Genomic DNA, 13,789 nt, shown 5'->3' on the forward strand with positions numbered 1-13,789 from the left:
TAATTTCTCCTTTTAAACCCCAAGTATAGTTAACAATGGGCTAACCAAAATATCTATTATTTTTATTCCAATGAACGGACAAATTATTCCTCCTAAACCATATATAAGCATATTCTTACCTAACATTTTTGATGCTGACATAGGTTCATATTTTACCCCTCTCATGGCTAAAGGTATTAAACAAGGAATAATTATGGCATTAAATATCAATGCTGATATAATTGCACTTGATGGTGTACTCAATGACATAATATTTAATACTTTCATTTTTGGAATTGCTACTGTAAAAATTGCTGGTATTATTGCAAAATATTTGGCTATATCATTTGAAATAGAAAATGTCGTTAATGATCCTCTAGTTATCAGTAATTGCTTTCCTATTTCTATAACTTCCAAAATTTTTGTTGGATTTGAATCCAAATCTACCATATTAGCAGCTTCTTTTGCAGAAGTTGTTCCACTATTCATTGCTATCCCAACATCTGCTTGAGCCAATGCTGGAGCATCATTTGTGCCATCTCCCGTCATTGCTACAATCTTACCTAGCGATTGTTCTTTTTTTATAGCTTCTATCTTATCTTCAGGTTTACATTCTGCAATATACCCCTCGACGCCAGCTTCTGCCGCTATTGTCGCAGCTGTTAATGGATTGTCTCCAGTGCACATTATAGTTTTAATACCTATTTTTCTTAATCGTTCAAATCTTTCCCTTAAACCTGGTTTTACAGTGTCTTTTAAATAGATAATGCCGTAGATTACATTATCAACACAAACAACCAATGGGGTTCCACCCAATTTAGATATGCCACTAATTTTTGTTTCTAAATCCCCTGGAATTTCTCCCCCCTTATCTCTTATTAATTTAATTATGGCATCTCCTGAACCTTTTCGAATTGAAGTTCCATTTTTTAGATCTACACCACTCATCTTACTTGACGCTGTAAATTCCACAAATGATGCATCATTGTAGTCATCAAAAATAACTTTTGATCCTAATTTTCTTGCCAATTCTACTGTTGATTTACCTTCAGGTGTATCATCTTTTAGAGATGCAATACAAGAGTAATCAATAAGATCTGACTTATGGATGCCATCTAAATTTATAAAATCACTAGCCAGCCTATTTCCAAAAGTTATAGTTCCTGTTTTATCCAAAATCATTGTGTCAACATCTCCGCATGATTCAACAGCTTTTCCTGACATTGCTATTACATTGAATCTAGTTACACGATCCATTCCAGCAATTCCTATAGCGCTCAATAGTGCCCCTATAGTTGTAGGTATCAAGCAGACTAATAAAGCAATTAAAGTTGATACTGATACTTTAACATTAGCATAAACAGCTATTGGATATAGAGTTATTATTACAATAATAAAAATTATAGTTAGAGAAACTAGCAGAGTGTTAAGTGCTATTTCATTAGGAGTTTTTTGTCTTGATGCTCCTTCTACAAGAGATATCATCTTATCCAAGAAAGACTCTCCTGGTTCAGAAATAATTTTCACTTTTATCCAGTCAGAAACTACCAAAGTTCCACCTGTAACTGAACAGAAATCTCCCCCACTTTCCTTTGTAACAGGAGCAGATTCACCAGTAATAGCGGATTCATCTATGCTTGCAATTCCTTCTATTATTTCGCCGTCATTAGGAATTATTTCGCCTGACTTTACTAAAACAATATCTCCTTTTTTTAACTCATTACTTGATTTTTCTATTTCTTCGCCATTTTCCAATATACATCTTGCTTTCGTATCTTTTTTTGTTTTCTTAAGGCTTTCTGCTTGAGCTTTACCTCTACCTTCTGCAACAGATTCTGCAAAATTAGCAAAAACTAATGTTATAAATAAAATAACAGACACTAAGCCATTATAAATGTTAGAATTTCTACTTCCATCATCAAATAGTCCCGGAAAGAAAGCAAGTAATAAACATATGAAAAATCCTATTTCAACGACGAACATTACCGGATTTTTTACCATATATTTTGGATTTAGTTTTAAAAAAGCTCCTTTTATGGATGATTTTAATATATCGTTTGTCACAAATTTTGTTTTTTTATTTTTACTCATAACTCCTCCTATAAGGTCAACCACTCTGCTATTGGTCCTAATGCAAGAACCGGCAAGAAAGTTAATGCAGAAAATATATAAACAACAATGACTATAATTATTGAGAAAGTAAGATTATCAGTTTTTAATGTTCCTATAGTTTCGTTAACATTAACTTTTTTAGATAAACTACCAGCTATAGCTAGCTGAATTATTATGGATAAATATCTCCCCAAAAACATTACTAATCCGCAAGTTATGTTCCAAAAAAGATTATTATCTGATAAGCCTTCAAACCCTGAACCATTATTTGCCGCTGAGGAAGAAAATTCATAAAGAACTTGGCTCAACCCATGAAATCCAGGATTAGTTATTCCTTGTACTCCTCCATTAACACTAACAGCTAAAGCTGAAAACCCTAAAATTAATAAAGGATGTATTATTATTGATAAAGCAGCTAATTTCATCTCGTTTCCTTCTATTTTTTTACCCAAGTATTCCGGAGTTTTTCCTATCATTAGTCCACAAATGAAAACCGCCAAAATGGCATATATTAACATATTCATTAGTCCGACTCCAGCACCTCCGAATACTACATTCATCATCATATTAATAAGAGGAACCATTCCCCCTAGAGGTGTAAGTGTATCATGCATATTATTTACTGTACCTGTTGTAAAAGAAGTTGTTACGGTGGTAAATAAAGTAGATTGAGAGATACCAAAACGCATTTCTTTTCCTTCCATATTTCCAAGATTTTGTGAAATTCCTGAAAGTGTGGCTCCATTAATTCCGTGACTTTCAGTGAAATAACAAATTCCCAATCCTATTAAAAACAATATCGACATCGCTACAAATACAGTTCTTCCTTCTGTACCAATTAATATATGCTTTCTATTAATTGATTTTATACTTTTGTGATCATCATTGTTTGTGGCTTTCTCTTTTGAATTATCATAAGCCATTTTACCAAAAATAAAGATACACGATGCTGGCAATATCATCATAGATAGTAATTCGATTATATTTGAAATGATATTTGGATTTTCAAAAGGTGTTGAAGAGTTCGCTCCAAAAAAACCTCCTCCGTTTGTCCCCAAATGTTTAATTGATTCCAATGCCGCCACTGGTCCAGATGCAATTTGTTGGTTTTTCCCTTCAATTGTACTTACTATCATATTACTATTTAAATTTTGAGGAACTCCTTGTGATACTAATATTATTCCTACTATAATCGAGGCTGGTAATAAAAATCTAGTTATTATTTTAATAAAGTCAACATAAAAATTACCCATTTTTTTACCTAAAATACCTCTTATCATTGCAACACATGCAGCATATCCTGTAGCTGCTGAAGTAAACATCATCATTGTAATTACAAACATTTGAGAAAAATAGGATAAACCAGATTCCCCAGAATAATGTTGTAAATTAGTATTAGTCATAAAAGATATAATAGTATTAAAACTTAATGATTCTTCCATTGCCTGTATTTTATTTGGATTAAATAAATTAAATGATTGAACTCTTAGTACTAGGTATCCAACAAATACCAAACATGCATTAACTAACAATAAAGTTTTTGCATATTGTTTCCAATCCATATCATTTTTATCTATTTTTAATACTTTAAAAATTAATGAATCAAATCTGTCAAAGATAGAATCCAAACAAGTTTGTTTATTAACAGTTATCTTATACAAATAATTTCCAATCGGAAATATAATAATTAAAAATATAAGTAATGTTATCAATATTTGAAACATAATTTCTCCTTCTTAAATTAAAAATCTTATGAAAACACATATAATTTTCTCGATCCATTTGAACCCATATTATCTAAATTAATACTAGCAGGTGTGTAACTAGGATCTAGAGCCCAAGCAGCTCTTAAGTGTTTCATTGCTAAAAGATGATTGCCTTTAATCTCCATCAATATTCCCAATAAATTATGTGGTACGGGATCATGAGGAAACTCAGCCATTTTTTTATAAATTAACTCTAAGCATTCATCGTATTTTCCTAAATCAACTTTGTGTTTTATTATTAAACTAAATTCATACATACAATCTTTTTCATTTTTTATTCCTTCCATAATTTACCTCCAATTTAAAACCCTAAAATTTTTCAGGATTAATTAAAGCATAAAAAAGATAACAAATAATTCCTAATATTAATATTGATATAAATATCATAAAATCCTCCCTATTTTATTTCTTATTTATAATACGATCTATCATATATACAAAATATTTCAACATCAAAAATGATAAAAGTAAAATTACTATCATAATGATATCTTTCATATATAGCTCCTCCTATTTATTAAACTGTAAAATGAGTATATCATCATAGACCTTAAAATGGTTTTAAAAAAAGCCACTGCAATATTAAAATCGCATTAAAATTTAAGCTAAAGCAAAAATTCGATTGTATTTATAGTAAACTATATCTGATAGAGTTTTCTAGGAGATGATTTTATGGATAAAAAAGGAAAATTAACCATATTCTTTGGCTATTGTGCTGGCGTAGGAAAAACTTACAGTATGCTAAAATATGCACATGAAAAAGACTTGGATGGGGCAGATGTTGTAATTGGATATATCGAACCTCACGACAGAAAAGATACGCTTGATTTAATAAATGGTTTGCAGAGAGTAGAAAACAAAAAAATCACATACAAAAATCATGTTTTTTATGAATTAGATTTAGATTCTATTATTAAAAGAAAGCCTCAAATTGTATTGGTTGATGAATTAGCACACACTAATGCTCCAACTTCTAGGCATAAAAAAAGATACCAAGATATAGAAGAGTTGCTGAAAGCAGGCATCGACGTATATACTACATTAAATGTTCAGCATTTAGAAAGTCTTCATGATATCATCGAATCAATAACGAGAATAAAGATAAATGAACGTATTCCTGATTATATTTTTGATAATGCTGATAATATAAAAATTATCGATATTGAAGTTGAACAGTTGCTCCAACGATTAAAAAGCGGGAAAATATACAATACGATGCAATCACAAAAAGCACTTGCTAACTTTTTTACAAAGGGTAACCTGGTTTCGTTGAGAGAAATAACTCTGAGAAGATGTGCTGATCGTATAAATTTATACACTGATGAAAAAAATAGACCTTTTTTAAAAGAACACATTTTAGTCTGCATTAGCCCTTCACCCACAAATCAAAAAGTAATTAGAACTGCTTATAGAATGGCTAAGTCTTTTCATGCAGAATTTAGTGCATTATTTGTTGAAACATCAAATTCGAAGTTTTTATCTCAAAAAGAAAAATACGATTTACAAGCTAACATAAATCTTGCAAAACATTTAAAAGCAAATCTAGTTTCAACATATGGAGATGACGTAGCTTTTCAGATAAGTCAATACGCAAAAGTCAGCGGTATTTCAAAATTAGTTTTAGGAAGATCCCTTCAAAAAGTATCTTTATTGAGAAAATCAACAATCATTGATTCAATTACAAAAACAAATCCAACACTTGATATATTTATAATCCCAGATGCAAATCAAGAATCTAAGAAAGTAAAGCTAAACCTTGAAAATCCGTTTCAATTTGATATAGAAGACTTTTTGACTACTTTTTCTATTATTCTAGTATCAACACTGTTGTCTTTTTTCTTCTTTGAACTTGATTTTAGTACAACAAATATTGTATTGGTTTACATTTTATCAACATGTATTGTTGGATTTACAACGAAACATCCAATTTATAATGTAATTTCGTCAATAATTAATATCCTGATAATTGATTATTTCTTTTTAGAGCCTTACTTTTCCTTTATAATTAACTCTAAAGAATATTTTATGATATTTTTAATTATGAGCATTGTGTCATTTATAATATGCTTAATGCAAAACAAATTAAAAAAAGAAAATTTATTAGCTATTGAACAGTCTCATAACTTTGAGATTTTATTTAAAATTAGTCAAAGTTTACAGTCAGCAAATAATTACGATAAAATAATGTATCAAACTTGTTATCATCTTTATAAATTATTGAATAGAGTTATAGTTTTTTATCCTATAAAGGATAATGAACTTAAAGCTCCCAAAATTTATAATCCCGAAAATAATGAAAGCGCAAATAACACATATGTTTCAGAAGCAGAAAAAACTGTAGCTCAGTGGGTTTATTTGAACAACGAAAGTGCAGGAGCTACTACAAATACGCTCTCTAGTGCTAAAGGGCTCTACTTTGCTATTAGAAAAGGAAATTACGTATATGGTGTAGTCGGAATCGACATGTCATATAGTAAAAAAAATATTTCTTTAAGAGATAAATCTCTTCTTTTAGCTATGTTAAACGAAGTTGCATTAGCAATGGACTCCATAGAACATTGAGCAGTAATACAATAGAAATATTTGATTCAATAAAAAACAAAGTCCCCATAAGTTAAAAAATATTAACCTACGGGGACTTTTATACTAATTTGCTAGAATTATTGTCTTTGTCCTAATTCTTTGTCTAATATTGCAAGACCAGCATTACTGTTTTCAGTTCTTTCAAGTTTTGCTATGATATTATCAAAAGTAGCTTCTTCTTCGATTTGTTCGTCAATGAATTTTTGTAGAAGAGTGTATACTTCATAGAATTTGATTTCATGAGCTGCATCAAATAATTCTCTGATTCTTCTTGTAACCTCTTTTTCGTGTTCTAAAGCAGCTTTGAAAATGCTTAATACATCTTTGTCGTAGTCAGCTTTTGGAGCTTCAATTGTTTTATATTCAATCTTATATCCAACTTCTTGTAACCAATGTCTGAAGTATTCAGCGTGTTCATATTCTTCATGAGCTTGCTTTTCCATGAAGTGTTCAAATCCATCCCAATCCATATCATTGAATTCAGAAGCCATTTGTTTGTATTCATAGCCTGATTGTAATTCAAAAACTAATTGTTCGTCAATTTTTTTTAATAATTCTTCTCTGTTCATTTTATCATACTCCTTATAATTTAATTTATGTGACTGTTAGTTAATCATTTTACTTAAAATTTAAGAATACAAATCATAAACACCGTAAACTTTAAGATTATTTTCTACCAATAGCTTCATGATTTCAGGAATCAATTTTGCCTTTTGTTTGGTAGTAAACCCATTGTAATTTATTTCGGTGTTATTTAAATCCATATATTCTGATGAGTCAATAACCTTAATTATTTTATCGTGAACTTCTTGTAAATGCATGTCTGCAATTACAAAAGTAATGTTGCAAATTCTATCGTCATCAATTGTAGGAATTATTCTATTTATCAGTAAAACATTATTCATAACTAACCTCTTTTTCTCTTTCTATATTTATATACCCAATTTCTACTATTTTATTCAATTGACCCTTTCTTTTTTTTATATTATACTGATTAAAAAGAGGTGAGAAATGAAAACATCACATAATAGAGCGAATAAACAAAGAAAAAGAAATAAAATTGCGAATAAAATATTTTTATTGGTTTTATTACTTATCTTTGGCTTTTTCGGTTACAAATACATAAATTCTAGACCAGCTGAATACAGTCAAATGATTCCCAAAAAATACATACTCAGAGATTTTGATGAGTTATGTAATCAAATTGAAAGTTCATATATGAATTTACCACAAACAAAAAAATACAAAGATATCGACTTTTTATCTTTAAAACCCAACTTTAAGTCTAAAATAAAATTGGAATCAGGCAAGAAGAAAGACGAAATGTCGACACAAGAAGTAGTTGATTTGTACAATGATATTTTGAAAAAGCTCTATGATTCAAATGTTAGAATAGCGGATAAACACACTTTTAGTGAAATTCTACAACAAGATAATCACAATCAAATATTAAATAATTTATCAATGAAGAGATATTCTAATTTGACTGAAGAAATTCCTGAAAAAACTTTCAGAGCATATTCTATCGACAATTACAAAGATGCATTGTATGTAAAAGTATCAGACTTTGATTCTGTAAACATTCAACAAGAGGCTCAAATTTTCAGCAATATTTTGAAAACTAATAAAAATAAAAATAAAATCATAATAGATTTGAGAGATAATGATTCCGATAATTTAGATTACGCTATTAATGTGATAATCAAACCTCTACTAAAATCAGACATTAAATTTGAGTTTAATATCGCAAATAAAACTCAACCTATTATATCAAAAAATATTCTAGATAGAAATGATATCAGCTTTAAAACTATAGAAAATGTGGCGAACATCAAAATAAACGATAATCAAAAAAGTATAAAATACATTACTAATTTTAAACTAGCAATAAAAAAATCAGAAGACCAAAAATGCGATGTGTATATATTGCAAAACAAAAATACCAGAAACAGTGCTGATTTCGTGTGTCAAATAGCCAACAGAACCAAGTTTGCAACTACAGTAGGAGAAACAACTTCTGGAAATGGTCTGAATATAGTTCACACTTACAAATCACTTCCTAACACAGGATTAATCGTGGAGTACCCTCTTGGACAAGGTCTTAATGAAGATGGCACAACTAATGAAGAAGTTGGAACTATACCAGCTATAAAATTAGATGATAACAGCGAAATCGTAAAATTATTATTGTCTAGAGTTAATTAAAATAAACGATCTAATATTAATGTCAATATCAATATTGGATCGTTTTTTAGTCTTTATTTTGTCTTGTTATTATTCAAAAAATCTTGTAGCAAATCATATAATTGAACTTTTTTCTCATCCGATAATTCTAAACAACCATTCATAAGTTTAGGAATATCTTTTACTTTTTCTTGTAATTTTTTTCCTTCATCTGTTAGATAAATTATTACAATTCTATCGTCATTTGAGCTACGAACTCTTTCAAGATAACCTTGCGATTGCATCTTTTTGATAATTGGTGTGATAGTACCGTTATCCAAATATAACTTTTCACACAATTGTCCCACAGTAATTCCATCTTTTTCCCAGAGAACTAAGAACACAATGTACTGAGTGTAAGTCAACCCTAAAGGTTTCAAAAATTGTGTGTATGTACTTGTCACCATTCTAGAAGCTGCATAAAGTTTAAAACAAAGTTGATTTTCCAACTTCATATAGGTTTTGTAATCTTGATCCATAAACTCCTCCGATTTCAAAAATACGTCATTTTAAAATTGTAAATTAATATTCGTTCATAAGTTTTTCCGATATTTCACAAAACAGATTGCTTTTTGAAAACATTATCTCATCAATTTGTCTTACAAATCTCATTTCCATTAAAGAATTCGTTGCAAAACAACAATCCATACTTTGTAAATCGCTTAACTTAATTGACTTTTCAATTATATTATAACCATTAATTTTCAAAAATTCTATAAGTTTTTTTCGAAAAATCCCCGGTAACATACCATCAGCTACAGGTGGCGTGATAAATGTGTTTTCCTGAATAAAAAATAAATTTGTGTACGTTCCTTCTGTTACATTTCCGTCTTGATTTAGAAAAACCCCTTCATCAAATCCTTCTTTCAATAATTTTTTGTGCAAGAAGTCATTTAGCAAATAATTATTTGTTTTATGATAAATTAAAGGGTTGTTCTTGTCTCTTAATTGGTCGAGAACTTTTAATTTCAATCCTTCTGTGTATTTTGTATTGGAATAATCGGTGCTTCTTGTAGTAACAAATAAATCATAATCTCCATTATTATCCAATACCATTACTCTCAAACAATCTGTATCCAAATCAATATTTTCTATTTCTGCTTTGATGTTTTCTCTTATATTTTTCGTATTCATCCCCAGAAAACTCATAGAATTTTCAAGTCTTTCAATATGATCTTCCAAATAAACAGGCTTACGCTCTACTACTTTTATAGTTTCAAAAAGTCCCTTACCGTATTTTATTCCATCGTTCATATCAAAGCCTCATATACTTTTTTCGATTTTTGAATAGTTTCATCGTATTCGCTATTCATTTCAGAATCCCATGTTATAGCTCCTCCACCTGAGAAATAACAACGGTCATTTATTTTTAAAATCGTCCTGATTAAAATATTGAAGTCACAATTTTGGTTAAATGAAATGTATCCAATGGATCCTGTGTATATATTTCTGTTATATTTTTCAACTTCATCAATCGCTTCAATTGAAGCAAGCTTCGGAGCTCCAGTGATTGATCCTCCTGGAAAAATATTTTTGATTAAGCTGAATACATCTTCATCTTCTCTCAATTTACCAACGATAGTAGCCACCAAATGATGAACATTTTCATAAGTTTCCAATGAATAATTGCTAATAGCTTTTATTGTTTCAGCATCACAACTCATTCCAAAATCATTTCTCATCAAATCAACTATCATTAATAATTCTGAAATATCTTTGTCGCTATTTAATAATTCTTTTTTCAATCTTTCATCTTCAAATTTATCATCAGATCTTCGAATGGTTCCTTTAATCGGCCTAGCTTGAACAAGTCCATTTTGACAATCAAAAAACCTCTCTGGAGATGAAGATAAAACACAATATTCACCAAAATCCATATAAGCCATAAAATCTGCTTTGTTAACTTCGCGAAGTTTCTTATAAATATCGAACTTATCCTTAGTCGTATCTACAATGAACTGTTGCGTTAAGTTAACTTCGTACACATCACCATTTTCAATCATGGTTTTTATGTCATCAAAACTTTTCGTATATTCTTCTTTTGTTACTGTTTTTATAAGTTCAGATGTTTTATATTCCTTATCTACATAATCTGGTTTTACAAATACTGCTTCAACATCTCTAATATCTGTATCATTCAAGTAATAAATCGTGTATTCTTGTGTATTATTGTCAAATTCTATTATTTTTAAATATATTCCAAAATAAGCATCGTATACATCAGTATTTTTTTCAGAATTTAAAACTACATTGCAATTAGAACCTGTAAAAACATAAGACAAAAGTCCAACAGCTCCACCGATAAATTGATTATCATCTTCTTGCAAATAATCATCCATCAATAGTTTGAGTTGATTAAGCGGATTGTCACAAACTTTTTTGTTCACAAGTCCACTTATTTCTACGTTGTTATTCTTTGATTTCAAAACAATTTCCGGATCAAATCCGATATATGATTTGTTACCTTGATTGTAACTTCCCTTTGCACTATCTAATAAAAAAGGTAAATTCTTGTCTTTGATGTTATATAAAATATCTAGAATTGTTACGTCTGATTTTATTTTTTTAGAATGAATCATTTCTTACCTCCTTTAAGAAGTTTTCAATCATTTTCAACCCAAAATCAGTTCCCACGCTTTCAGGATGAAATTGAACAGTTTCTATCTTATTTTTTGAGTCTCTAAATCCCATAATTATTCCATCAGAAGTCTTTGATGTTATCACCATATCTTCATACATTCCATTTTCGAATTTGCTATCATCAACGACTAATGAATGATATCTCATCACTTTAACAGGATTCGGAATATCAGTAAATATTCCTTTGCCGTCATGATTAATATATGTCATTTTACCGTGCATTGGTCGTGGCCCTTTTACAATATCAAGTCCCATTGAATAAGCCAATGCTTGATGCCCCAAACAAATTCCAAGAATTGGATATTCGCCATTCAATTGTTCAAATATTTCAAGAGAAATTTTGGATTCTTTTGGTGTTTTAGGTCCTGGAGAAATCACTATAATTTCCGGATTCATTTTTTTGATTTCTTCCAAATTTATCTCATCATTCTTCTTCACGATAACTTCTTCTTTTAAAATTCTCAAATAAGAAACAATGTTATATGTAAACGAATCGTAATTATCTATCATTAATATCATTTAATCACCCAATAAAAATATATAGGATTTTATGCTAAAAATCAAATAAAAAATGAGCTTATCAAATAATAAACTCATTTTCAAATCTTAAATAATATCTATTACATTTTTGTTTGCTGCCGTATTTGCTGGAGAATAAGTAAACACAATTCCTATTCCCAAAGATATTCCTAAGGATATCAAAACCGGCATTAGTTCTAGTTTAATTGGAAACGGCAAAAATTTCGATGCAATAAATGCAGCTATCATTCCAATGATGTATCCAATTATTCCACCAATAACAGTTACAATAATTCCCTCTAGCATAAACTGATGCAAAATTTCTTTTTTCTTTGCTCCGATTGCTCTTCTAATTCCTATTTCTTTGATTCTTTCCGCTACTGAAATGTACATCATATTCATCATTCCAATTCCTGCAATTAGAAGGGAAATAGCTGCAATTAAAGATATAAATATAGTCACAGACCCCAATACACTACTGATGCCTTCGATTTGTTTTGCAATGTCGACGAAGCTATAAGATCCTGCAGCTTTCATTGGGCCATTTTTTTCAAGATATTCTTGAATTTCTTTTGCCTTGTCTTGAACTTTTGTACCATTTTTCAGAATTACATTAATCATAGATATGGAATTATTGTTTTTAGGTCGACGCGATTTTAATGTCTCTTTTGGCAAATCCACATCATTTCCAAAAGTAAACAAATTTGACGCAGTGTTGTTTTCTTTTATTCCTACGATAACATAATAATCATTTTTCACGAGAACAGTTTTGTTGATTGGATCTTCATTTTCAAACATTTCATCTGCTAATTTTTGCGATATTACGGCGACTTTCTGGTTTGTATCTCCGTCCAGTTTAGTCACAGCTCTTCCCTTTACGATTTTACTTTCAGTTTCTTCGACAGGTTTTGCAAATGCACTTTCCATTTTCCCGTCATTTTTTTGTATCGAAACATTAAGCAAATCATTTTGAAATTGTTCTGGATCAGATTCAACTTTTACGACATCCGTAATTTGTGAAATATCTCTAATATTTTTCTCAGTAAAAACTGATGTGTTGCTTCCGACTGAATTTGATGGATTTTCTGGTTGGAAATAAAACGCAACGCTAAGTTCCTTGCCTTCTCCACCCATTAAACTGTCAACAACATAATCTTGGAAACCCCTACCAATTGCGATTATAGTTATTACCGCTGCAATACCTATAATTATACCAAGCATAGTCAATAATGATCGTTTTTTGTTCTTGATGATATCTTTGAAGGCAGTATTTAATAAAACATTAAACTTCATAACTATCCCTCTCTTTTAAAACACCATCTAGCATAAAATATTTTCGGTTGCAATTATGTGTAATATTTTTATCGTGAGTAACCATTATTATCGTGATTTTGAGTTTCTGATTCAATTCATTGAACAGCGCCATTATCTCCTTGCTAGTTTCTGAGTCAAGCGCACCTGTTGGCTCATCAGCTATGATAAATTTTGGATTGTGAACGATAGCACGAGCAATTGCAGCCCTTTGTTGCTGTCCTCCTGAAAGTTGTTTAGGTCTTTTATCTGCTTGATTTTTAATTCCTACCAAGTCCAAAGCTTCCAATGCTTTTTCTCTTGCGTATTTGTAGGATTTGCCTTGATACAACAGAGGTAGTTCTACATTTTCAGCTATAGTATAATTTTGAATAAGTTGAAATTGTTGGAAGATAAATCCTACAGATTTGTTGCGAAGATCGGACAATTTATTATCTGAAAATTTACTTATCTCAACATTTTCAAACTTATATATTCCTGTAAAATTCTTATCCAAAAAACCAAGAATATTAATCAACGTAGACTTTCCTGAACCAGACTCACCCATTATTGCGACAAAATCACCGCTATTAATGTTCAAGCTAACATCTTTTAATACGTGAAGTTTGTTCTCTCCTGAATTGTAAAACTTATTGATTTTAATTAAATCTATCATG

At 29.9% G+C, this 13,789-nt stretch carries 14 protein-coding genes; 2 read left to right on the forward strand and 12 right to left on the reverse strand.

Annotated features, from left to right (window positions below; all coding sequences use genetic code 11):
* Positions 1 to 12: 12 nt before the first annotated feature.
* The 4 genes from kdpB to kdpF are packed head-to-tail and all read right to left on the reverse strand — an operon-like array spanning position 13 to position 4,244.
* Positions 13 to 2,070: a potassium-transporting ATPase subunit KdpB gene (gene kdpB / locus B9N53_RS04325; protein WP_094203841.1), complete on the reverse strand. Its 2,058-nt coding sequence runs from the start codon at positions 2,068 to 2,070 to the stop codon at positions 13 to 15.
* Between the two features lie 8 nt (positions 2,071 to 2,078).
* Positions 2,079 to 3,815, reverse strand: a complete 1,737-nt coding sequence (locus tag B9N53_RS04330; RefSeq protein ID WP_094203842.1) for a potassium-transporting ATPase subunit KdpA — start codon at positions 3,813 to 3,815, stop codon at positions 2,079 to 2,081.
* Positions 3,816 to 3,841: 26 nt separating this feature from the next.
* Positions 3,842 to 4,144 carry a tetratricopeptide repeat protein gene (locus B9N53_RS04335; RefSeq protein ID WP_002836773.1) on the reverse strand — a complete coding sequence of 101 codons (303 nt, stop codon included), beginning with the start codon at positions 4,142 to 4,144 and terminating at the stop codon, positions 3,842 to 3,844.
* A 22-nt stretch (positions 4,145 to 4,166) separates the two neighbouring features.
* Positions 4,167 to 4,244, reverse strand: coding sequence for a K(+)-transporting ATPase subunit F (gene kdpF, locus B9N53_RS09570; RefSeq protein ID WP_080545264.1), 78 nt, complete (start codon positions 4,242 to 4,244; stop codon positions 4,167 to 4,169).
* Between the two features lie 285 nt (positions 4,245 to 4,529).
* Here kdpF and B9N53_RS04345 point away from each other — a divergent pair, with 285 nt between their 5' ends.
* Positions 4,530 to 6,419, forward strand: coding sequence for a sensor histidine kinase (locus B9N53_RS04345; RefSeq protein ID WP_094203843.1), 1,890 nt, complete (start codon positions 4,530 to 4,532; stop codon positions 6,417 to 6,419).
* A 98-nt stretch (positions 6,420 to 6,517) separates the two neighbouring features.
* On the opposite strand, the gene B9N53_RS04350 is transcribed toward B9N53_RS04345, so the two are convergent.
* Complete coding sequence (locus tag B9N53_RS04350) at positions 6,518 to 7,009, reverse strand: ferritin (protein ID WP_094203844.1); 492 nt, start codon at positions 7,007 to 7,009, stop codon at positions 6,518 to 6,520.
* 60 nt (positions 7,010 to 7,069) lie between these two features.
* On the reverse strand, positions 7,070 to 7,345 hold the full coding sequence (locus tag B9N53_RS04355; RefSeq protein WP_094203845.1) for a hypothetical protein: 276 nt from the start codon (positions 7,343 to 7,345) through the stop codon (positions 7,070 to 7,072).
* Between the two features lie 106 nt (positions 7,346 to 7,451).
* Here B9N53_RS04355 and B9N53_RS04360 point away from each other — a divergent pair, with 106 nt between their 5' ends.
* Positions 7,452 to 8,645, forward strand: coding sequence for a S41 family peptidase (locus tag B9N53_RS04360; RefSeq protein ID WP_094203846.1), 1,194 nt, complete (start codon positions 7,452 to 7,454; stop codon positions 8,643 to 8,645).
* Positions 8,646 to 8,698: 53 nt separating this feature from the next.
* Here B9N53_RS04360 and B9N53_RS04365 read toward each other — a convergent pair whose 3' ends face one another.
* The 6 genes from B9N53_RS04365 to B9N53_RS04390 form a co-directional block, all read right to left on the reverse strand.
* Positions 8,699 to 9,142, reverse strand: a complete 444-nt coding sequence (locus B9N53_RS04365; RefSeq protein WP_094203847.1) for a MarR family winged helix-turn-helix transcriptional regulator — start codon at positions 9,140 to 9,142, stop codon at positions 8,699 to 8,701.
* 43 nt (positions 9,143 to 9,185) lie between these two features.
* On the reverse strand, positions 9,186 to 9,917 hold the full coding sequence (locus B9N53_RS04370; RefSeq protein WP_094203848.1) for an aminotransferase class IV: 732 nt from the start codon (positions 9,915 to 9,917) through the stop codon (positions 9,186 to 9,188).
* Positions 9,914 to 11,242, reverse strand: coding sequence for an anthranilate synthase component I family protein (locus B9N53_RS04375; protein ID WP_094203849.1), 1,329 nt, complete (start codon positions 11,240 to 11,242; stop codon positions 9,914 to 9,916). Before B9N53_RS04375 ends, B9N53_RS04370 begins: the two co-directional genes overlap by 4 nt.
* Positions 11,229 to 11,822, reverse strand: coding sequence for an anthranilate synthase component II (locus B9N53_RS04380; RefSeq protein WP_094203850.1), 594 nt, complete (start codon positions 11,820 to 11,822; stop codon positions 11,229 to 11,231). The genes B9N53_RS04375 and B9N53_RS04380 overlap by 14 nt, the downstream gene beginning before the upstream one ends.
* 87 nt (positions 11,823 to 11,909) lie before the next feature.
* Entirely contained in the window at positions 11,910 to 13,115 is a 1,206-nt protein-coding gene (locus B9N53_RS04385; protein ID WP_094203851.1) for an ABC transporter permease, read from the reverse strand.
* Positions 13,105 to 13,788, reverse strand: coding sequence for an ABC transporter ATP-binding protein (locus B9N53_RS04390; protein WP_094203852.1), 684 nt, complete (start codon positions 13,786 to 13,788; stop codon positions 13,105 to 13,107). The genes B9N53_RS04385 and B9N53_RS04390 overlap by 11 nt, the downstream gene beginning before the upstream one ends.
* Position 13,789 lies beyond the last annotated feature (1 nt).

The organism is Finegoldia magna (assembly GCF_002243175.1).
GTDB classification, from domain to species: domain Bacteria; phylum Bacillota; class Clostridia; order Tissierellales; family Peptoniphilaceae; genus Finegoldia; species Finegoldia magna_J.

What these genes read in the sequence shown, in the direction of transcription:
- B9N53_RS04385 (WP_094203851.1), bottom strand. Translation starts at nt 13,115, where the DNA reads ATGAAGTTTAATGTTTTATTAAATACTGCCTTCAAAGATATCATCAAG.
- B9N53_RS04345 (WP_094203843.1), top strand. Translation starts at nt 4,530, where the DNA reads ATGGATAAAAAAGGAAAATTAACCATATTCTTTGGCTATTGTGCTGGC.
- B9N53_RS04360 (WP_094203846.1), top strand. Translation starts at nt 7,452, where the DNA reads ATGAAAACATCACATAATAGAGCGAATAAACAAAGAAAAAGAAATAAA.
- B9N53_RS04335 (WP_002836773.1), bottom strand. Translation starts at nt 4,144, where the DNA reads ATGGAAGGAATAAAAAATGAAAAAGATTGTATGTATGAATTTAGTTTA.
- B9N53_RS04365 (WP_094203847.1), bottom strand. Translation starts at nt 9,142, where the DNA reads ATGGATCAAGATTACAAAACCTATATGAAGTTGGAAAATCAACTTTGT.
- B9N53_RS04380 (WP_094203850.1), bottom strand. Translation starts at nt 11,822, where the DNA reads ATGATATTAATGATAGATAATTACGATTCGTTTACATATAACATTGTT.
- kdpF (WP_080545264.1), bottom strand. Translation starts at nt 4,244, where the DNA reads ATGATATTTATATCAATATTAATATTAGGAATTATTTGTTATCTTTTT.
- B9N53_RS04350 (WP_094203844.1), bottom strand. Translation starts at nt 7,009, where the DNA reads ATGAACAGAGAAGAATTATTAAAAAAAATTGACGAACAATTAGTTTTT.
- B9N53_RS04330 (WP_094203842.1), bottom strand. Translation starts at nt 3,815, where the DNA reads ATGTTTCAAATATTGATAACATTACTTATATTTTTAATTATTATATTT.
- B9N53_RS04390 (WP_094203852.1), bottom strand. Translation starts at nt 13,788, where the DNA reads ATGATAGATTTAATTAAAATCAATAAGTTTTACAATTCAGGAGAGAAC.
- B9N53_RS04355 (WP_094203845.1), bottom strand. Translation starts at nt 7,345, where the DNA reads ATGAATAATGTTTTACTGATAAATAGAATAATTCCTACAATTGATGAC.
- kdpB (WP_094203841.1), bottom strand. Translation starts at nt 2,070, where the DNA reads ATGAGTAAAAATAAAAAAACAAAATTTGTGACAAACGATATATTAAAA.
- B9N53_RS04375 (WP_094203849.1), bottom strand. Translation starts at nt 11,242, where the DNA reads ATGATTCATTCTAAAAAAATAAAATCAGACGTAACAATTCTAGATATT.
- B9N53_RS04370 (WP_094203848.1), bottom strand. Translation starts at nt 9,917, where the DNA reads ATGAACGATGGAATAAAATACGGTAAGGGACTTTTTGAAACTATAAAA.